The 21,087-nt window shown below is 45.7% G+C and carries 18 protein-coding genes and 2 pseudogenes; 8 read left to right on the top strand and 12 right to left on the bottom strand.

All coding sequences use genetic code 11. The annotated features are described in order from the left end of the window. Window positions 1-264: 264 nt before the first annotated feature. The 6 genes from AVZ68_RS02520 to AVZ68_RS02545 are packed head-to-tail and all read left to right on the top strand — an operon-like array spanning window position 265 to window position 4,382. Window positions 265-1,215: a sugar-binding transcriptional regulator gene (locus AVZ68_RS02520; RefSeq protein ID WP_059102981.1), complete on the top strand. Its 951-nt coding sequence runs from the start codon at window positions 265-267 to the stop codon at window positions 1,213-1,215. 3 nt (window positions 1,216-1,218) lie between these two features. After that, on the top strand, window positions 1,219-1,668 hold the full coding sequence (locus tag AVZ68_RS02525) for a transcriptional regulator GutM (RefSeq protein WP_059102982.1): 450 nt from the start codon (window positions 1,219-1,221) through the stop codon (window positions 1,666-1,668). After that, window positions 1,668-2,237, top strand: a complete 570-nt coding sequence (gene srlA, locus AVZ68_RS02530) for a PTS glucitol/sorbitol transporter subunit IIC (protein ID WP_059102983.1) — start codon at window positions 1,668-1,670, stop codon at window positions 2,235-2,237. Before AVZ68_RS02525 ends, srlA begins: the two co-directional genes overlap by 1 nt. Further along, complete coding sequence (gene srlE, locus AVZ68_RS02535) at window positions 2,230-3,249, top strand: PTS glucitol/sorbitol transporter subunit IIB (protein ID WP_059102984.1); 1,020 nt, start codon at window positions 2,230-2,232, stop codon at window positions 3,247-3,249. The genes srlA and srlE overlap by 8 nt, the downstream gene beginning before the upstream one ends. A gap of 32 nt (window positions 3,250-3,281) precedes the next feature. Next, window positions 3,282-3,644, top strand: a complete 363-nt coding sequence (locus AVZ68_RS02540) for a PTS glucitol/sorbitol transporter subunit IIA (protein WP_059102985.1) — start codon at window positions 3,282-3,284, stop codon at window positions 3,642-3,644. A 42-nt stretch (window positions 3,645-3,686) separates the two neighbouring features. Further along, window positions 3,687-4,382, top strand: coding sequence for a transaldolase family protein (locus AVZ68_RS02545; RefSeq protein ID WP_059102986.1), 696 nt, complete (start codon window positions 3,687-3,689; stop codon window positions 4,380-4,382). 324 nt (window positions 4,383-4,706) lie between these two features. Here AVZ68_RS02545 and AVZ68_RS02550 read toward each other — a convergent pair whose 3' ends face one another. From AVZ68_RS02550 to AVZ68_RS02585, 8 genes and pseudogenes are all read right to left on the bottom strand, one after another. Continuing rightward, window positions 4,707-5,855 carry an ROK family transcriptional regulator gene (locus tag AVZ68_RS02550; protein WP_059102987.1) on the bottom strand — a complete coding sequence of 383 codons (1,149 nt, stop codon included), beginning with the start codon at window positions 5,853-5,855 and terminating at the stop codon, window positions 4,707-4,709. 106 nt (window positions 5,856-5,961) lie between these two features. Beyond that, a complete protein-coding gene (locus AVZ68_RS02555) occupies window positions 5,962-7,014 on the bottom strand; it encodes a Gfo/Idh/MocA family protein (RefSeq protein ID WP_059102988.1) in 1,053 nt (350 codons plus the stop codon). Continuing rightward, entirely contained in the window at window positions 7,015-7,929 is a 915-nt protein-coding gene (locus AVZ68_RS02560; RefSeq protein ID WP_059102989.1) for a sugar phosphate isomerase/epimerase family protein, read from the bottom strand. It abuts the gene before it with no gap. Between the two features lie 5 nt (window positions 7,930-7,934). Then, window positions 7,935-8,930, bottom strand: a complete 996-nt coding sequence (locus AVZ68_RS02565; protein WP_059102990.1) for an ABC transporter ATP-binding protein — start codon at window positions 8,928-8,930, stop codon at window positions 7,935-7,937. Continuing rightward, window positions 8,930-9,876, bottom strand: a pseudogene (locus AVZ68_RS02570) (ABC transporter ATP-binding protein). The gene AVZ68_RS02565 and the pseudogene AVZ68_RS02570 overlap by 1 nt, the downstream one beginning before the upstream one ends. 41 nt (window positions 9,877-9,917) lie before the next feature. Beyond that, complete coding sequence (locus tag AVZ68_RS02575; RefSeq protein ID WP_059102991.1) at window positions 9,918-10,817, bottom strand: ABC transporter permease; 900 nt, start codon at window positions 10,815-10,817, stop codon at window positions 9,918-9,920. A gap of 12 nt (window positions 10,818-10,829) precedes the next feature. Further along, on the bottom strand, window positions 10,830-11,753 hold the full coding sequence (locus AVZ68_RS02580; RefSeq protein WP_059102992.1) for an ABC transporter permease subunit: 924 nt from the start codon (window positions 11,751-11,753) through the stop codon (window positions 10,830-10,832). 32 nt (window positions 11,754-11,785) lie between these two features. Continuing rightward, on the bottom strand, window positions 11,786-13,366 hold the full coding sequence (locus AVZ68_RS02585; RefSeq protein ID WP_059102993.1) for a glutathione ABC transporter substrate-binding protein: 1,581 nt from the start codon (window positions 13,364-13,366) through the stop codon (window positions 11,786-11,788). A gap of 409 nt (window positions 13,367-13,775) precedes the next feature. Here AVZ68_RS02585 and AVZ68_RS02590 point away from each other — a divergent pair, with 409 nt between their 5' ends. Next, complete coding sequence (locus tag AVZ68_RS02590; protein WP_059102994.1) at window positions 13,776-15,452, top strand: alpha-L-fucosidase; 1,677 nt, start codon at window positions 13,776-13,778, stop codon at window positions 15,450-15,452. Between the two features lie 547 nt (window positions 15,453-15,999). On the opposite strand, the gene AVZ68_RS02595 is transcribed toward AVZ68_RS02590, so the two are convergent. After that, complete coding sequence (locus tag AVZ68_RS02595) at window positions 16,000-16,830, bottom strand: hypothetical protein (protein ID WP_059102995.1); 831 nt, start codon at window positions 16,828-16,830, stop codon at window positions 16,000-16,002. Window positions 16,831-17,039: 209 nt separating this feature from the next. Here AVZ68_RS02595 and AVZ68_RS02600 point away from each other — a divergent pair, with 209 nt between their 5' ends. Beyond that, entirely contained in the window at window positions 17,040-18,098 is a 1,059-nt protein-coding gene (locus AVZ68_RS02600) for an LLM class flavin-dependent oxidoreductase (protein WP_059102996.1), read from the top strand. A 274-nt stretch (window positions 18,099-18,372) separates the two neighbouring features. Here AVZ68_RS02600 and AVZ68_RS02605 read toward each other — a convergent pair whose 3' ends face one another. The 3 genes and pseudogenes from AVZ68_RS02605 to AVZ68_RS02615 all read right to left on the bottom strand — a co-directional run bounded on the left by AVZ68_RS02605 (window position 18,373) and on the right by AVZ68_RS02615 (window position 21,056). Then, the gene (locus tag AVZ68_RS02605) at window positions 18,373-18,768 is read right to left on the bottom strand and encodes a hypothetical protein (protein ID WP_059102997.1); all 396 of its coding nucleotides are present in this window, start codon (window positions 18,766-18,768) and stop codon (window positions 18,373-18,375) included. 25 nt (window positions 18,769-18,793) lie between these two features. Continuing rightward, complete coding sequence (locus AVZ68_RS02610; protein WP_059102998.1) at window positions 18,794-19,816, bottom strand: Rpn family recombination-promoting nuclease/putative transposase; 1,023 nt, start codon at window positions 19,814-19,816, stop codon at window positions 18,794-18,796. A 230-nt stretch (window positions 19,817-20,046) separates the two neighbouring features. Next, window positions 20,047-21,056: pseudogene (locus AVZ68_RS02615) on the bottom strand (ISLre2 family transposase). Between the last annotated feature and the right edge of the window lie 31 nt (window positions 21,057-21,087).

Consider the following 21,087-nt stretch of genomic DNA (forward strand, 5'->3'; position numbering starts at 1 on the left):
GGCACCACCCCCCACTTTTTTATGAAGCGATGAACCCTCTCCAACGCGTGCGATAAGTGATCCCTCGCTCCCCTATCCCCCAAGCTCTCAATAGCATGAGTTTGACAACAAACCGTCACCTTCTGCACATATGTGCAAAATCGTTTGGAATTAAAATCCACAAGCGAAAGATTATTGACTACTCACTGTAAGCGCCTTATACTTTACCAAGTCAACACCTTTGGTCACACATTGCACATATGTGCAGAGTTAGGGGGTAGGTTTTTGAATTGGCATGAAGAACGAAGTCTGATCATCGTGTCTAAAATGTATTATGAAGAATCACTCACCCAAAACGAGATTGCAAAGAGATTAGGAATCTATCGGACGACAGTCACACGGATGCTGCAAAAAGCAAGGGATATCGGAGTTGTTCGCATCGAAATTGTCGAGACCCAGCGCGTTCGTGTCGAGCTTGAGAAACAACTGGCGGAACGATATGGACTTGCTGAAGTTTTCGTTGTTCCTGTTGAGCCAGAGACATCCCGTCGAGATCGACTTGAATTGATCGGGAAAGCAGCCGTTTCTCTCGTGGATAGCATCCTCGTGGATGGAGATGTTGTCGGGCTTGCCTGGGGTTCGACCGTCGGGACAATGGCAGATGTCATCGAAAAAGGACGAAAGCGTGATATTCGCTTTGTGCCGATTGTAGGTGGTCCTGGAAAAATGCGTGTGGATCATCACGTGAATACAATCGCTTACAGTTTCGCGAAAGCGTTTAAATCAAAAGCGTATTATATTGATTCCGCTGCCATTGTTCAGTCAAAAGAAACCAGAGATGAGATTATGGATTCTGATTATATGCAAGATGTTCGTCACCTCTGGAAGGAAATGACGGTTTCCATCATCGGAATTGGTGCCCCTATCCGTTCATCAAACTTAGTCTGGACGGGGTTCCTTGGAGACGGAGAGGCAAAAAAGCTTGAATCCGAAAACATAGTGGGCGATATTTGTTCACGCTTTTATACGATTGATGGAGTCGAAACAAATGCCGACCTACGCGAACGCGCGGTGGCTATTGAACTCGAGCGATTACGAGAAAACCGTGCAACGATAGCCGTTGCCGAGTCAAGGGAAAAAGTGGCGTCCATTGTCGGTGCTCTTAGAGGCGATTACCTGACGCATTTAGTAACCGATGAAGAAACAGCAGAAGCAATACTAAATTGGGAGGAATAACCGGTGACAATTTTGATTGTAGCCTTATGCTTAGGTCTTGGTTTTTTGCTCCAGAGTGTATTAGGATTCTGGCAAATGAAGAACTTCAACCAGCAATATACGTTGATGCGTTCAGAAGGAAAAGTCGCCATTGGACGTTCAAGGGGATTTATTCGAACGGGCGTTGTGCTGCTTTTGTCCGTGGACAAACAAGCCAACATTGTAAGAGCAGAAAAAATGCAGGGGTTGACCATCTTTGCACGGTTTAAGCCTGTCGATGCCTTGGCTAATCAGCCGCTATTTCGTACAAGCCCAGAAGTCGAAGGTAAGCTGGATCGCTTCTCCAAAAAAGCTCTTGATGATGCTCGGCATGTGTACCGAATTGTTCAAGCTGGCGGAGAAGTCCCTAAACCAAAGGCTCCCCTGGAAAAAGTAGTAACGATGTTCACAAAAAAACGTGAGGTGAAACAATAATGGATTGGTTAGTGAATGGAGCCGAATGGTTTATCGGCCTATTTGAAGAAGGGGGCGAAACGTTCGTAGGCCTTGTTACGGGTATTGTTCCTCTTCTTATTATGTTACTAGTTGCCATGAATGCGTTAATTCAATTTGTTGGCCAAGAACGAATCGAAAAGCTCGCCGCAAAATCTTCAAGAAATATCTTTACGCGGTACCTCGTCTTGCCGGTGCTCGGGACCTTTTTCTTTTTAAACCCGATGACCTTATCGCTTGGCCGGTTTATGCCAGAGCGTTACAAACCTGGCTATTATGCGTCGGCAAGCTACAATTGTCACTCTATGAACGGCTTATTCCCGCACGTGAACCCAGCAGAGCTCTTTGTCTTTTTGGGAGTTGCAGCGGGCATCACACAGCTTGGCCATTCAACTGCTGAATTGGCCATACGCTATTTTCTTGTCGGTATGGTCATGAACATGTTCCGGGGTCTTGTCACGGACTGGATGGTTGCCTACGTTGAGAAACAACAGAAGGTAAAGCTAAAATCAACGGTATCAGAATCAATTGGAGGCTCTTCAAATGGCTAATTACCAAGCAGTACGAATTGAAAAAGGCCCAGGTGGTTTTGGTGGACCGCTAGTCATTCAACCCAATGAGCAGAAAAATAAGATTGTAAATATCACAGGCGGTCCTATATCGGATGTAGGCGCCCGTATCGCTGAGCTAACCGGTGCAGAACTTGTCAATGGCTTTAACACGTCCGTACCTGAGGACCAAATCGCCTGTGTCATTGTTGATTGCGGCGGGACGCTCCGTGCTGGACTTTACCCGAAAAAGCGCATTCCTACGATTAATATTATGCCTACCGGCCAGAGTGGACCGATGGCGAAATTTATTGTGGAAGACATTTATGTGTCTGGTGTAAAACCGCAGCAGGTTTCATTGACAGAGGAAAACGCTTCTGTTGATGAACCTCAAGCAGAGGTCTCTCCTGAGAACAACGCTGAAAGAGGACAAGCAGAGCCAGCTGGCAAGTATGACAGCTCCAAGAAAATTACCGATACCAATGACAATATCATGTCTCGAATCGGGAAAGCTATGGGTGGGATTGTCAACGTTTTCTACCAGGCGGGTCGCGATGCGATTGATACGATATTAAAGACCATTCTTCCTTTTATGGCCTTTGTCTCCCTGTTAATCGGCTTGATCCTTGCTTCAGGGATTGGCGATGTGATCGCGAATGTTTTACAGCCACTCGGTGGAACCATTTGGGGGCTCTTGACCTTATCGGCCATTGTTTCCTTCCCTCTCTTGTCACCATTCCTTGGACCTGGCGCCGTCATTGCGCAAGTGATTGGAACACTAATTGGGGTAGAAATCGGCCGGGGCAACATCCCCCCTCAATTTGCCCTGCCCGCACTATTTGCCATTAACGCACAAGCAGCTGCCGACTTTGTTCCCGTAGGCCTTGGACTTGCTGAAGCCGAACCTGAAACGGTCGAGGTGGGGGTGCCCGCTGTTCTGTATGGAAGGTTTCTAACAGGAGCGCCCACCGTTTTTGTAGCATGGCTCGCAAGCTACGGCATGTATGATTCCTAAAAAATACTACAATGAAGGAGCAAGATGTACCAATGAACATTTACACAACCGTTGTAACTAAACTAGGCCCAAGTGCATCAGATTTTCTAGCAGACAAGATGCTTATTCTTTTTAAAAACAATGCACCAGAGGAGCTTGCTGAGTTTTGCATTCTTCATGAAGAAAACAAGCTGAACGATCAAATTCAAGCCGGAGACACACTCTCCATCGCTGATACGTCGTTTCAAATTACAGCTGTAGGAAGCGCTGTTAACAAAAACCTTGACTCGCTCGGTCATATTACCATTAAAGCCGACGGTGCAACGGAAGCAGAATTGCCTGGCACGCTCTCTATTGAAGACGGTGAGCTCCCAGAAGTCAATACAGGGGATTCTATTACCGTCACGAGAAAATAGACGGAGTATCACGGGTACACGAACGAATCAAGGAGGCCTCCTATGAGCTTTTCATTGTTACTGGATTCAGCAGATGTTCAAGCGTTCCAATCGCTATCCGAGTGGTTCCCTCTAGATGGAATCACCACAAACCCAACGATCCTCGCGAAAAACGATAGGGTACAGGCGGAAGATCAGGTAAAGAAACTGGATCAGCTCTTGCAACCGGAACAGACCCTTCATATCCAAGTCGTTTCCAAAGATGCTGACGGAATGATTGCTGAGGGACACCGGATTCAGGCTGCCTTTGACCGTGAAATCGCTATTAAAATCCCCGTCTCTAAAGAAGGGTTTAAAGCCATCAAGACCCTCGCCTCAGAAAAGGTCTCAGTGACGGCGACAGGCGTTTTCACCGTGCAACAAGCGTTCCTTGCCGGTAAAGCTGGCGCTACTCATGTGGCTCCTTACGTCAATCGAATCGACGCGGCCCACGGAAATAGCCGTGAAGTGCTTAAGCGGATCGTGACTCTCTTTAACCATTACGGAATGTCTACACGTGTCCTCGCGGCAAGCTTTAAAAACGTCCGTCAAGTCGAAGAAGCGCTACTGGCTGGCGTCCATGAAGCCACCGTAGCGCCTGATATTCTAGAGACGCTCATTGTTCATCAAGGAACGACCGATAGCATTGAGGAATTTACGAATCATTTTGAGGGAGCGTTTGGTGTGGGGAGCGAGCTGTATCTAAAAGGGTCAAAATAGATTTCAACCCCCGGACCTTGTGGTGAAATAGCCATGAGGTGTGGGGGTTTTTGTGTAGGAATTGAACAAGGGAAGTTTAGCAAGGGTTACTATCTTTCTTGGTTAGTGTTTAAATAGTCTACGACGACTTCGTAATACCGTGTTCCCATGAAGCCAATAGCTTTTTCCGTATCCACAAGGTCCCATTGGTACCCAACAGCCATGTGCATAGATGAACTGGCCCTGTATCGTCACCATGTAGTGAACTTCGCTATTTCTCCCGTATGATAACAACTCGTTTTTGTTTGAAATTGGAGAGACCTTGTACTGTATTTGTCTTCCATGTTAATCCAATGAGAAAAAGGCGTTCCCTGTTACCAGAGCAGCTCCATGTACAACCCCACTCTCTTTTAAATCAGAATAAAAAATGTCGACCTGATGATTATACGGCATGTATTGACTCATTTTTCTGTTCATTAATTCTCGTATTTCGAAAGACTTTTGAAAGAAGCTCCCGCTCAAAATGATGCTCGTGGTATCAAATGTTGAATACACGTTTCCAAGCGCAATAGCAAGATAGGTTGTCGCTTGATCAAAAATATTAACAGCCCCTTGGTTTCCTTGACTGTACAAACGAAAAAGTTCGCTCATTGTTTGAACATCAAGTCCACTACTAGCTTGCTGCAAGAGCGCTTTTTCTGAAGTATAGGTCGCAAGGCATCCCATCCTTCCACAATCACATAAATTCCCTTGCGGATTCACAATCGTGTGACCGATTTCCCCGGCTTTGTTTGTATCCCCCCTATAAATTTCCCCGTTGATGATAATGGCTGAGCCAATGCCAGAACCTATGCCAATTAAGACAATATTGGCGTCATCTTCGAATGTTCGAGCGTGTTTTTCGGCGATAGCTCTCATCTTCAACTCGTTATCCACGACCACATTTAATTTAGTTTCTTTCTCTATCACACTCTTCACAGCAATGTCTTTCCACATGAGCTGGCCCGAACGAATAAGTATTCCATTCACGTCGTCAACATAACCCGGAATGCCAATACCAATTCCAAGTATGTTTTCTTTTTTTAGCTGTTCCTGCCCAATCACCTGATTGATTTGTTCACAAATGAAAGCAAGTGTTTCTTCCGGTCGTTCTCTTGTGTGATGGGTATAGCTCTCAAGCAAAACTAGCTCCGCGTTAAGATTCATGATCCCCAAACGAACGATATCCAAGTCAATTTCAATGCCTATAGACCATTTTGCGTTTTTCTGAAGTTCTAGTTGCACCGCGTTACGCCCCACGCTGTTTGTCGCATGCTGTCTCTCTTTAATTAAATTCTCCTCAATCAATTCAGAAACGATTCGACCAATCGAGGTCGGACTCATTTTAGTTTGCTTCACAATGTCTGGCTTGGTGATTGGACCATACGCTTGAACGATGTCATACACCCACTGCTTGTTCTTTTTTTTAATAAAAAACTGATCGTGCTTTAACATGACTGCTTCTCCTTTCTTCTCCCATCCGTTGCTTCTATCTCTAGTATGGCATTTCTCCCCCAAAAAAGAAGAGAAAGCGTCTGATTATCAGACGCTTTACCGTATTTTACAGTTGAACCGGATACTTTTGCAGTGACGCAGTATAGACACCTTCAAGTATTTTCATGAGCTCCACGCCATCCTCGACCGGTGCAGGAGAAGGTCCACCTGTGATGCAAGCATCGACAAATGCGTTAATTTGATTCTGAAAGGCATTCGTGAAATCAAAGGAGCGGTGATTAATTTGAGGCTCCACATTTAAAATTGTATTGTTTTCTTCTGTGACCATAAGAAGTTCAGGCTCAAGTTCTGCGCCGCCTTTGGTTCCGAATAACTTAACAGCTAGCTCATCGTTCTTAGCGTGTAAGGAGTAGGAAACATCCACCATAAGTGATGCACCGTTTTCAAAGGTGATGAGCGCATTGGCGAGATCTTCGACCGTGTTCTTGCTCTGGTCGTAATCTGCTGCTTTGTAAAAGGACAGATGTTCGATATTTCCGCGATTGCCAAGGTAATCATACACATGGCCGGTTATCACTTTGACCTTTGGTCTGCCCATCAGATACCAACAGATATCAATGACATGAACCCCTAAGTCAATAAGCGGGCCTCCTCCAGAACGTTCCTTATCTGCGAACCAGCCACCTGGGTTGCCAATCCTTCGAAGGCATGAAGCTTTGGCGTAATAAAGATCCCCGAGCCTTCCTTGATCAACAAAGGACTTAAGCACTTCTGTATTTGTGCCAAAACGCCTCACATATCCAACTTGTAAAATTGCTTCACTTTTCTCTGCTGCTCGCTGAATCCGTTCCGCTTCTTCTACGGTCATGGCGATTGGCTTTTCGACAAGCACATGCTTTCCAGCTTCCAATGCAGCAATGGAGAGGTGCGCATGTGTTTGGTTCCATGTGCAAATGCTAACAGCGTCGACATTTGGATCAGCAAAGACGTCCTTTGTACTCGTATAGACATTCAAAGCGTTATACGTTGTCGCTTTCTCTTTTGCTCGTGCTTCATTTACATCGCATACACCATATAGCTGAACGTTTCTATTGTTCACATACGATTTAAGGTGCATCTCTGAAATTGTCCCGACACCAATGACTACTACATTCAACATCTACCGCGCCACTCCCTCGGCAACGGATTTCCAACCATCGACACTCACTTCCTCCCAAAGGCGCTTCACATTATCCATGCCAATCCGAGAGCCTTCCAGGCAGTCTTCCATCCCTTCAAATTCAACGACAAGATAGCCATCATAGCCTCCCACTTTAAGCAAGCGAATGATTTCGCGGATCGGAAGCTCTCCGTGGCCGACAATGGCCCCGCGCAAATAGTTCTCATTCACCGTACGGAACCACTTTCCTTCTCCTGGGTTCTCGTAGTAAGGACGAACGTAGAAATCTTTGAAATGAACTGTAGCCGCGTGGGGTAGGTTTTTACGAACGCCTACAAGCGGGTCTTCATCTGCACAAAGGAAGTTCCCAATATCAAGCGTTGTTTTGAAATTGTCGCGATTGACAGAACGGAGGACCCGCTGCACGCGATCGCTCGACTGAACGTTAAACCCATGGTTTTCAATCGTTGTCGTCATCCCATACTGCTTCGCATAATCAGCAATGAGCTGGCTTCCCTTAACGATTTCATCAAAATGGTCGTCAAAATGGTGGATCGTCATTTCTTCAGCGGGCACCGTAAAAGTGACCACGTCATGGCGTAAGATTTTAATCCCCATATGGTTGACAACATCCACATGAGCCTGGATACGCTCGACTTCCTCTTTGAATTCTTCCTCTGTTGGTTGAATGAAATTGGCTGGCATACAGTAGGCCGAGAGTTCAATGCCCACCTCCTCAGCTTTTTCTTTAATCGCTGTCGCTAAATCGTAATTGTCTACGACAGTATAGCCATACGGAACCAACTCCATGTGGGTGCCACCGTTGTCTGCGACCCACTGCACCGCGTCAATGATCGTCATTCGTCCGTCTTTCAATGCGCCTAACACACTGTATGAACTAAGTCCTACTTTCATCTTTCTCACACCTTTTCTTTTTTTGGTTTGATTTCATCGTACAAATGGCAAGAGACTAGCTGTTCCATTCCCTCTCGATGGACAAGAGCAGGTACATCGGTGCTGCACCTCTTCATAGCTACTGGACAACGTGTGTGAAAACGACATCCTGTGGGCGGATCAACAGGACTCGGCAACCCTCCTTTCAATAGAATCCTCTCTCTTTTCACACGAGGATTGATGACAGGCACAGCTGAAAGAAGGGCCTTTGTGTACGGGTGCTGTGGATGTGCAAACAGATCCCGCTTATTGCCAGACTCGACCAGGCTGCCTAAATACATGACACCCACTTTATCGCTAATGTGCTCCACCACACTTAAGTCATGGGAAATAAATAAGTAAGCGAGGTTAAATTCCTTTTGCAAATCCTTAAAGAGATTGAGAATCTGGGATTGAATCGAGACATCAAGAGCCGAAACCGGTTCATCTGCAATGATCAAGTCTGGACGAACCATCAGCGCTCGAGCAATTCCTATCCTTTGCCTTTGGCCGCCGCTGAACTCATGCGCATATTTATAGGCCGACTTTTGATTAAGGCCGACAATCTCGAGCATTTCTAAAACTTTCTTCTCCCGTTCTTTTTTAGATAGATTCATATGAATCAGCAAAGGTTCAGAGATCAAGTCGATGACTTTCATTCGCGGATTTAGTGATGCATATGGATCTTGGAACACCATTTGAATTCGTCTATAGTAGGGCTTCATTTCCCGCTTTGTCTTCGTCGAAAGATCCTCCCCATCAAACCAGATTGATCCACTCTCTGGTTTCAGCAGGCGGCTGAGCAACCGGCCTGTCGTTGATTTCCCGCACCCACTTTCCCCAACCAGACTATAGGTTTCGCCTCGTTTAATCGTCAGGGAGACGTCTTTCACCGCTTGCAGCTCTCGTTTTTGCTTAAACGGTCCTGTCTTTAGTTGAAAAACTTTGCTTACATTCTCTACATGTAAAATCGATTCTCCCATTACAGCTCCTCCTCATAAAGCCAGCAGCTACAACGGCGGCTTGTTTCCAGTTCTCGTAGAGGCGGTTCTTCCGCTGTGCAAATGTCCATGGCCCTCTCACACCGGGGGGCAAACTTGCAGCCTTGGGGCATTTGCGTAGGGTGAGGCACATTGCCTGGATGGACCATAGTTTCTCCAGCCGCTGCCCGATCTTTGGCACGGAATCTATTAGCCCTTTTGTGTACGGGTGTTTCGGTGACTCAAAAAGCTCCATCACTGAAGCTTCCTCGACGATGCGGCCCGCGTACATGACAATGACTCTGTCACACATTTCCGATACGACGCCAAGATCATGAGTAATCAGTAGAATTGACATGCCTACTTCATTCTGAACCTCTTTCATTAATTCGAGAATCTGCGCTTGAATCGTGACATCGAGGGCCGTTGTGGGTTCGTCTGCGATCAACAGTTCCGGATTGCATGAAAGGGCAATCGCTATCATGATTCGCTGCCGCATCCCTCCCGACAGCTGATGCGGATATTCCGTTAATACTTCTTCAGCTCTGGAAATGCCAACTTTATGTAGCATATTGGCCGCATGCTCTCTCGCCTGCTCTTTGCTATATGGCAAATGAAGGCGAATCATTTCTGTTACCTGTTCGCCAATTTTCATGACGGGATTGAGAGAGGTCATTGGTTCCTGAAAAATCATCGATATTTGCTTCCCGCGAACGTTTCGCATCTTCGCCTCGTTATACGACGAGATCCGGTCTCCTTTAAACACCACATCTCCGGCCGTTACTTTGCCTGTCGTTCCTTTAAATAATTGCATAATCGAAAGCGAAGTCACACTCTTTCCACTCCCAGACTCGCCAACGAGGCCAAGCACCTCGCCCTTTTCAACATGGAACGTAATATCATTTAAGATTTTCAGCGGCTTTTCATCTTGTACAAACTGTGTTTCCATCCCGTTAACTTCTAAGAACTTCTCCAATTCACACCCCTCCTTTAATTCGTTGTCTTCGGATCAAGGACGTCTCGGAGTCCGTCGCCAATTAAATTGAACGCAAGGACCGTTAAAAAAAGAACAAGCCCTGGAAAGAGAACGACATGGGAAGCGGATCCAAGATAGTCACGGCCCATGCTCAACATCGCTCCCCAGTCAGGCGTCTCGGGACTCGCACCCAAACCAAGAAAGCTTAACGTCGCGGCAGCAAGAATGGCATTGCCCACTCGCATGGAACAGAAGACGAGAAGACTGCCAATGCTACTTGGGAACACGTGTTTGAAAATAATTCGTGAATTGGAAGCCCCCATTGACTGAGCCGCTTCCACATATTCCGCCTCTTTTCCCTCTAGAGTCGCCCCTCGAACAAGCCTCGCAAAATTCGGGACCGAAAAAACCGATAGCGCAATCACGATGTTGGTCAAGCCCGGCCCGAGAATCGCAACAATGGCAATCGCAAGCAGCAAGTCAGGGAAAGCAAACATAATATCACTCGTTCTCATGATTAAGCGATCGAGCCACCCGCCAAAATATCCACTCAGAAGCCCGAGGATCGTCCCAACGACTCCCCCAGCAAACACTGATATGAAACCGACACTGAGCGATATGCGCGACCCTTCAATTAAGCGGCTAAATATATCTCTCCCGTACTCATCCGTCCCAGCTAGATGGTCAGCGGAAGGACCTGCAAGAATGTTGGCATAGTCCGGTTCATACGGGTCATAAGGAGCCAGGTACGGAGCAAAGATAGCCACAAGAATCAGAGCGATAATGAAGATCCCGGCAAAAAAAGCGAAGGTTTGCTTGCGCCACTTGCGAAAAAAATGGCGAAACGGAGAATACATCGCTTCTTCCACTTGCACCGGACCAGTTGGGTTTTGTTCGGTTTGTGGCATGGCCATCCCCATTTCCTCCTAACTTTCGTACTTGATTTTTGGATTGAGCATGCTGTATAGAATATCAACCACTAAGTTCACGAAAATAAAGTAAAACGAAAACAACAGCAGCAGCGCCTGAATCGTTGGGTAATCCCTGAACGAAATTGAGTCAATCAGGAGACGCCCCATCCCAGGGAAATTAAAGACGGTCTCGACTACAACCGACCCACCAAGAAGAAATCCAAACTGCAATCCCGCAATCGTGACGACGGGGATCATAGAATTCCTTAACGCATGCTTTGGAATCAGAATCCGTTCTTTTAACCCTTTTGACCTGGCCGTACGTATGAAATCTGCCTTAAGTGTGTCCAAAAGGGATGAACGAGTGAACCTTGCAATCATTGCCATAATTCCTGCACCAAGTGCAATGGATGGAAGAATATATCCCTGCCATGTCTGGATTCCACCTGTTGGAAACCACCCGAGTGAAACCGAGAATAATTGGATCAATAGCAAGCCAAGCCAGAAATTTGGAAGTGAAATCCCTGACACAGCCGTCAACATCCCTAGAAGATCCGGCCACTTATTTTTAAATACGGCTGAAACGGTTCCGATGATTACGCCAAAGACAAGCGCCCAGCCCATGCTCAAAAACGTCAAGTAAAGGGACGGCATAAAGCGGTCGGCGATCATTGACGATACCTCATGCCCAGTGACGAGAGAGGTTCCTAAGTTACCAGTGAACAACCCTCCCATATAATCGAGATACTGCTTCCACACTGGCTGATCAAGGCCTAAATTCTCTCGAATCTGAATCACTTCCTCAAGGGAAGCATCGGGCCCGGCAACAAGGCGAGCCGGGTCCCCTGGAATAAGGTGAGTGAAGAAGAAGACAAGAACCGATACAATCAACAAGATTGGGATGGTTTCAAGAATTCGCTTGCCAAGAAACGCGAGCATTACAGTCTCCTTTCCGCGCGATTCGGTGTGCGTCAGTCATTAATTATTTCAGCATTCCGTACACTAATCGTTCCAGTCGAAAGATTATAAATTCCTTCAACATTTGAAGCCTTCCCTGGGGCTATCACGCTCTCTGCAAGGAAAATCCAGGGGGCGTCTTCATAGATCTGCGTTTGGATATCGCCATACAATCTTTCCTGTTCTTCTGGATCCCCTGAATGTATCGCTTCTTCAATCCAACCATCTACGTCCTCGTTTTGATAATACGCGGAATTCGCGCCAGTCGGTGGATATTGGGTACTGCTGAGGAGTGGGCGAATGGCATGATCCGTATCCCCAGGCGAAGCAGCCCAGCTCACATACCACATCTCAACTTCTGCATCTTCTGGACCCTCAACCCCGTAAATTTGCTCATGAAGAGTCCCTTCTTCCATCGACTGCACCTCAACCTCTACGCCAATGTCACTTAACTGCTGCTGGATGAACTGCATTCCTCGCATCGTATCGGAATGGGAATTTCCCCAAATCGTCGTACTAAAGCCATCTTCATATCCTGCTTCTGCTAATAGCTCTTTTGCTTTTTCAGGGTCGTACTCGTATACTCCCTGAGATTCATAGCGAGCGGTCTGTCTCGTAATGACGGAGTCAAGCTCCTCCCCAAGACTCGCTTTTACCACATTCAAGTAGGCTTCTTTATCGATGGCGTGGTTCAAAGCTTGACGCACGTTCGGATCATCAAACGGCTCCTTCATCGTGTTCATCGTAATATAGTTTTGAACCGTTGACGGCGTTAGTTCAACTGAAAAATCCGTTGATGTTTCCGCTTCCTCTAAATTCTGATCTGGGTATGGAAAAATGTACCCTGCCTCTCCTGTCTGCAGCATCGCTAACCTCGCCCCGTTTTCAGGCGTTGGGCGATATTCAAGTCCCGCTACCTTTGGAAGCTCCTCTTCCCAGTAATCATCAAATGCTTCCACAAACAGCGAACTTCCCTGATCCCACTCTACAAATTGGAAAGGACCTGTGCCTACAGGATTCATCGCAAGCTCATTATCATCCGCATCAATCATCTCCCCACCAATCATGTGCAGTGTAGCAAACTTATCAAGCATTGAACTGTATGGTTTCTCAAGAATTACTTTCACCGTGTAGTCATCCTCAATAACCGTTTCCGAAACAAACTGGAAGCCCCGATTCCCGCGAATACCGTTGTCTTGATTGGCTACACGATCAATATTTGCTTTCGCGACTTCCGCATTAAATGGAGATCCATCATGAAACTGAACCCCTTCTCGTAAACGGAACGTATACTCTGTACCTTCGTCGTTCACTTCATAATCTTCAGCCAACACTGGAATGATCTCTGCTTCCTCGTTAAAACCAAGCAACCCTTCAAACATTGAGTGCTGGGCCGTCCGCGAATTTCCATCTCCAGTATTTTGTGGGTCCATTGAAATAAAATTCTCATTCACGCCAATGACAATCGCCTCATCACTTTGACCTGTGTTTTCTCCCCCTTCATCCTCTCCCCCTGTTTCTTCCGCTTCACTACAAGCGAATAGACTAAGAGCCAAAACCGATACTAGAACTGAACCAATCCACTGCTTTTTCATACAATCCCTCCTCATAATTTTTAGACAATTCCTGATTTATTTCATCCACTGAAGAAATAAATGAAAAAGAAAAAGTGCTTAACCAGCATTTTTTGAAACAGCATTTTACCGGCAATGGAAAAATCAGTACAGTTTACTAACAACTCAGCTTCATTGAATCTACCCTTTCTACCAAAACGACTCATTCACTTACCAGGCATCTCACACCAATAAAAAATAATTTTTGGAAGCGTTTTCTTTTGGAGCAATTTTCTAAACTATAGATGAGTTCATAATAATTGTCAACCATATTTTTAACATCAGTGAATTAATGACCTCTTTTTGTGACAAAAAATTCTGGACATTATACCGTAGATGCTATATTGTACAAAGTAGATTTTTCATTACTATGATGGAGGGGGTTATCAGCATGGAAAAAAGTGAGATAATGTATCCAACAGACAACAAGCTTAATCAACCGCAAGGAGTTTCCAGCAGAATTGAACAACATGTCAATAAAAATATCGCTGCGTGGCAACATCTACAGTACGGAATGTTCATTCACTGGGGGCTGTACTCTAAAATCGCTGGTGTATGGAATGGGAAACCTGTGACCAAAGGGTACAATGAGCAGATTAAGATGTGGGCCGACATTTCTGATCGTGATTATCTAGAGGTGGCTAAGCAATTCTCAGCCGAGAAATTCGATCCAAAGGAAATTTGCTCCCTGGCCAAGGACGCAGGTATGAAGTATATTGTTTTCACAACGAAACATCATGATGGATTCTGTATGTTTAGCACGACGACTACTGATTACAATATCGTAGATAGCTCTCCGTTCGGTCAAGACCCTTTGAAACTACTAGCCGAGGAGTGTCGGAATCACGGCTTGAAGCTCGGTATCTACTTTTCTTTAGTAGACTGGCACCAAGGGCACGGGTTCGATTTAAATAATTGCAACCCAATTCCGGAGTCGATGGAACCGATGATTGAAAACCAATTACGTGAGCTATTGACCCATTACGGCCCCCTCGCCGAGGTGTGGTTCGACATGTCCTCCCCAACACTTTCACAAAGCATGAAATTCAAAAGCATTGTCCGCGAACTTCAGCCCGAGGCCGTTGTCAATAGTCGAATTTGGAACAACGTGGGTGATTTTCGTACGTTGGGGGACAACGAAGTACCTTCAGTCACTCTTGATGGGGCTTGGCAGACACCCGCTTCCATCTACCATTCGACTTGGGGATACAGAAGCTGGCAGGAGCGCGACAACGTTTCGACCAAGGTACAGGAACTTGCAAAAAGCTTAGTGAGCGTCCGAGCGAATGGTGGAAATTACTTGCTCAACATTGGACCTCGTGGAGATGGTTCTATTGTCGAATTCGAAGCCAATGTCTTACGCGGCATCGGATCCTGGCTCAACCGGCATTCAGGCGCATGCCTAGGACTCTCTGCTACCCAATTTGGTAAACAAAGCTGGGGGGAGGTCATGGCCGACAATGAAAACTTGTTCCTTTTCGTGACGGACTGGCCAAAGAGCAGGGAACTAACACTATCTGGTCTTGCAACGGACGTCCTTCAGGTCGCAGAAAACGGCGCAACCAGCACACTTCAATGGTCACACAAGGAAAACAATCTTGTGATCACTTTGCCCGAAGAACCTATAGATGAGGTTCTTCCAGTCATCAAAGTTGAGCTAGACGGAAAGCTGCGCATCCTTCCCGAACGCACGATTGCTGAATCTGACGGGTCATGGACGATCCACCCAAAGAGCCTGTATCTCAGGCACGGCTATACAGACCAGGGGAATTACAAAAGTGTCGTTCAGACCACCGTGCGACTGACCGCCTATCTATCGACCCGCACGGATGGGAAGGTATCTCTCAACCTGGAAGGTCAAGCCAAACCAGATTTCCGCTATCGTGTTCAGGTCGGCAATAGTGTTCAAGTCGTAACTGGCCAAAAGTTGACAGAGTCGGCGATAGGGCCTTTTACTTTATCTACCAATCAGGTCGTCCCTCTCACTATTACACGCGCTGAACCTGCTCATGCCGGAGAAGAGCTCGATCTGATTTTTCATTCAGCGGTGTTGAAAACGCTTGTCTAGTATATAAGTGAATATCGGTGGCCCTTGAAAATGCTTGGAGGAATATAATTTAAAGGTAAACTAAAGGTTTTTTGCCATCGGACATACTTTTGGAATGGTTGTTTGCGGGAGGGGTCTTCATTGGTGCTTCATCTGGATCTACTATCCCCTCCCTTCTACAGAAATGTTTTTGTTGGAACCCATCGGAACTATGGTAGATAATATTACATCCCCTTTGAGAAAAGAGGTAGGATAAGAAAAGCCCTTCAAACGTTTGAAGAGGGAATCTTTTTTCAAAAATCGATAAAAACTTCACAACTGAATCTTATTAACAATAATAAAACTAATGACATCTACTTATAACCGTGCCTCTCTGCTCCTTATGTCCATGGTCTTGCCAAACAGCACCGCCAAAATAGAGCCGCCTGACTATTCGAGGAAGCAAAAACCGTGGCGCAAGAATAAAGAGCGGCAAGTGAGCGGTGACTTCTTCAACCTTAGACATGGCAAGGGCTTCGTGCCACTTTTAACTCAAACGAAAGGGTCGGATTTTCTTTCATAAAACAGCCTAACGAGTCGGATTTTCTTCTATAAATAGAAACGTATGGCGGAGAAATGAAGTGTAAAAGTCTTGGCCATCGCTGTTTTTACGGTACATCAGGTCTGGGTGAATGGTGTAGATTTGTTCCCGCGTGTAGCTGCTTGTTAAAATTAGCTTTCTTGCATGAAGAGCTTGCATCAATTTTGTTAGTTCAGTTGGAGAGTGTTGAATGGCTTTCGCTAATTCTTCGCGGGTCATCGGTTGGATTTTGGTTTCGTCTTCTTCGTTGGGGTTTGAAACGATAATATTCGTGTGGTAGTGGATATACGGGAGCAGTTTATACAATAAACCGGCCTGTGTTAACGGCAATGCATGGATGTGTGATCGCTCACTTGGATAGATCACTTTCGTGAATAGTTGGTTGGAGAGCGTTCCCCGACGATGGAAGTGCTCGTTGATTCGGTACGTTTTTTTACGTCCTTCTTTCTCAGGAAGCAAAAGTTCGACTTGTTCCAGCTTTTTAAGAATCGCCTTTGTTTGCGTTAGCTTCCGCCCTATGATGCGCTGAATGTCTTGTTGAGTAAGCGCTTGTCCGTTATGAGATAATCTTCCACCAGCATTTAACGGCACATAAAATAACAAGTTGAACAATGCGCCTGCTTCGGTGAGGGATAGTTTTGAAGAAATTGTTTGGATCGGTGTATGATAGCAAGCAATAAACGGAATGGAACCTTGTTTTTCCAAAGCTTGGCGTCTCTTTTTATCTTTTAGCCAAGCCAACTGCTGTTCCTCTGTTCTGAAACTAACGACATTCGGGATCTTTTCGCCTGTGAGTAAATTGATCATTGGAATCGTCATAAAGTGCCTCCCTTTGCTATTTTATTAGAGTGTTTGTCCTCTTTTTCTACGCTCCACTTCATTTTTCCTATTTTTCAGAAGGCATCCACTTCCCCTCCAATCATCCCTTTTGTATACTATAGCACTTTTAAGTGTACACTTCCTTAATAGCTTCATATAGCGCATAATATAATGAGAAAGAGAACTAACCATAGAAAGGTACGATTGAATTGAAGGAATTTCGTATAGACCCAAGCCAGGGAATGGAGTTCGGCCTTTATACATTAGGGGATCATCTACCGAACCCGCAAAAAGGTGAGCGCATCTCAGCAAAGCAACGCATTCAAGAAATTATTGAGCTCGCTAAGCTAGCGGAGCAGGCAGGGATCGACTTTATCAGTGTAGGAGAAAGTCATCAAGAATATTTCGCCACACAGGCTCATTCCGTCGTGTTATCCGCAATTGCTCAAGCGACTGAACGTATCAAAATAGCGAGTTCCTCCACGATTATTAGCACATCGGATCCCGTTCGTGTCTATGAAGATTTTGCGACTGTGGACCTAATTTCGGGAGGTCGTACCGAAATCGTTGCAGGCCGCGCCTCCAGAGTGGGACTTTACGACTTACTAGGCTATGACCTCCGCGATTATGAAGCGTTGTATGAGGAGAAATTCGATCTGTTAAGACAGATCAATGAAGAGGAAGTCATCAATTGGAGTGGGGAATTCCGTGCCCCTTTAAACAATGCACAGGTTCTTCCTCGCCCATTAGAAGGCAAGCTTCCGATCTGGCGTGCTGTCGGCGGTTCACCAGCAAGTGCGATAAAGGCCGGTTATGCAGGCGTCCCGATGTTCCTTGCTCATTTAGGGGGACCAGCTATGCATTTTAAACGTTCGATTGATGCCTATCGCGAGGCCGCCAAAGAAAATGGCTTTGACCCTTCAACCCTTCCCATTTCAACAGCTGGTTTTTTCTATGTCGCTGAAACAACGCAGCAGGCACTAAAAGACTATTATCCTCACATCAACGAAGGAATGAAAAAAACAAACGGACGCGGTTTTCCAGAACAACAATTTGCCCAGGGGGCCGATCCTCATAATGTGATGAATATCGGTAGCCCGCAAGAGATTATTGAAAAGATTTTATACCAACATGAACTATTTGGGCACCAACGTTTTATCGGCCAAATGGACTTTGGCGGCGTACCGTTTGAGAAATTAATGAAAAATATTGAGCTCATCGGTACGGAAATTTTACCAGCGATTAAAAAGTATACGTCTGTAAATTAGGGGAAATTAGAATAAAATTTTATGAAAACAAGATTTCCATGAGCTATGTAGTGAAAACAGCTTCCGCCAATACGGCAGAAGAAAGAAGAGGCCTTTGGTTTTTAAGATCGTGTGCTGGCTAGAAAAAAGAATGAAGTGAACGAGCAACAGCTAGACAAGTACTCTATCAAAACAGTGAAAAAGAAGCCAAAAGATCATGGGATTCAGTCTCTCATGATTTTTTTGGCTTCAAGGTATGGGTTAGATACTCACTAGTGGACATGGGCTATATGCCTTATGACCTTTCCAGCAACTTCTTCACTTCTGCCCACGTTTCAACTTGAAATAACTCTTTTTGGAGCTCTTTAAGCGATTCAAGGTTTTCGATGGACATCATTTTCTCTGAGACAGCGTCCAGGGAATAATCAGGAAACCTCACCTTTAAAAATAAGAGTACGAACTCAACCATTCCTTCTTTTCGCCCTTCCTCACGACCTTCTTCTCGTACTTCCTTACGTCCTTCCCTCTGCCCTTCTTTGCGTGCTTCTTTCTCCCGGATTTCCGAATCAATGCGCGCGGATTCATCGTCTAACACCCGTTTCAGCCGCCCTTCATAGGCAAGCCATTCTTCCTGTGAGGCGCTTATCGTTTCCCAACCTTGAAAAGCGTTCCGAGGGGTTTTGTCTTCCATGGCGATCTCCTCCAGTTTGTATGCATCATGACCTTTCTAGCAATTGGTTCACTTCCGCCCACGTTTCAACTTGAACTAACTCTTTTTGGAGCTTTTCAAGCGACTCAAGACTTTCAATGGACTTCATTTTCTCTGAGACAGCGTCCAGGGAATAATCAGGAAATTTCACCTTTAAAATTAGGAGTGTGGACTCAACCATTCCTTCTTTTCGTCCCTCCTTTTGCCCTTCCCTCTGCCCTTCTTTGCGTGCTTCTTTCTCCCGGATTTCCGAATCATTGCGCGCGGATTCATCGTCCAACACCCGTTTCAGCCGCCCTTCATAGGCAAGCCATTCTTCCTGTGAGGCACTTAACGTTTCCCAATCGTGAAATGCGTTCCGAAGGGTTCTATCTTCCATGGCGATCTCCTCCAATTCCTTATAAATATCTTCATACACTTTGTTTTTACGATGATCGACAATGCCTAATAACAACAACCACCGTGCCAACCTATCATTCCACGGATCTAATTTGTTTTCTTTCCAATCACGAATCAACTTTGGCATTTCGAGAAAATGAAATTCCAGCACGTCAGTAAGCAGTGTGTGATCACGGTCTTCATACAAGCGATAGGAAGTATGGAAGCGATCGATTTCCTTAAATAAATCAAAATTCATGATATTAATCGCGATCACCGGCTGTAACTGAGTATAGGACATACGTCTTGTCAGTTGCTTTTGGTACAAACTTGACCAGTAGTACAGGGATCGTTTCACCATATCGTACTTGTTCGTAAATTGAATTTCAATATTGACCTGTTCCCTTGCATCCGTGACCGCTACAATGTCAAGACGCGACTCTTTGTCTCCCTCATAATCAGCACCTCTTTCCACATTCGCGAATGAGATTTCTTTGATGCGATGATGGTCGTTTCGCTGAAGCACGGCATTTAAGAAGACGACAGTAATCTCCTTGTTTTTCTCACTTCCGAACAGTTGTTTAAACGCATAGTCAACTTTTAGATCCATCAGACGATCAAGGGACAACCGCTTCAGCAGTTTGGGTCGCATTTTCATTCTCCTGTCGTTTTCTTCTTATTATACCAAAAACGCAACGTCTTTGGTTAGGTTGCGGATATCCTTCGATTGAGTTAAGTATTTGTGGGAGTTTTTTTCTGAAGCTTGGTAAACCCTCTTTCTGCATCGTTCCATTCTTTCTTTGGTAGCGCTTTCTCTTGTTGATCGTCATCTCCCGTTCTTAGATTTCGTTTTTTAAATCCCTCTCAGTCCTTTCAGTGCTTCTACAACAGGTTCCCAGTGGTTTGTTGGAGATACGCCATGTTGTTACGTGTAGCTTCTGTCGCGCTGTTCTTCAGCCTCTCTACGAAATGCTTTGGAGGTTTTTCTTCCTTTTTACGTTCCTCAAGGTCGAGCCCTTGTGTGAGTTGACCTTGAAGGGTTTTGATTTCCAATTTATCTTTGAGCGCGACCATCACATCCATGAATTTATCCAGCCCTTTTTCACTCCAACTTCGTCCGTGCTTTAATCGCTTGACGAAGACACTCATCGTTCCTTCTGCACTTCCCATCGGACGGAATGTCTCTGCTTCGATTCCTTTCTCTTTTAACGCTTCCCTGTAATCCTCAAGGGCTTCTGGATACTGAGAAAGTTGGGCGATTAATTCCTCTAACCGTTCTTCTTTTTTCTCATGACCCATCGTTCCAACGGCACTGTTCAATTCCACCATGAACCCTTCAGCATCATAGACTGCGAGTTTCTTCCGGATGGCTCGATACCGGGGGTGATCGCGAAAGATGCGTTGGACGTCTCGAGCAATATGAAAGCGGTCAATAACAAAAGTGATATTGTGTTGAAAGTAGCCCCGGCATGCGGTGATCCAATTTGCGCACCCCCATTGATCACAAGGTGATGCCGAGTTGGATCATAATCATAGGTTGCCATTAAAAACTGCTCAAACCCTTCCCAGAACGGGAGGTTCCCCTCGTGAATATAGTGACGCTTTCCAAGCAACTTTGCCCGCTTTCCATTGACTTCCCATCCTTGTTGAACAGCTGCGATTTTGACCTCTTTGCCTTTCTTGTTTTTCTCTTGGCTCTTGATGTACAGACCATCCACCTCCACGAAAAGAACCTCATGTTTTAACTGATCGGGCTCCTTTGAAACGACTTCCGTGTTTAAGAGTTGCTGGCGAATGCCCTCATGGCTGATGACCGGGTAGCCTAAGAGTTTCTCCAAGGCCTTCCCTGCTTGGCGATACGATACACCTGTAACAGCCAATTCAATCGCCATATCCTGCACTCCTGCACCACAGGGCTCACCC

It is taken from the genome of Shouchella shacheensis (assembly GCF_001484965.1).
Lineage (GTDB): Bacteria > Bacillota > Bacilli > Bacillales > Bacillaceae_D > Shouchella > Shouchella shacheensis.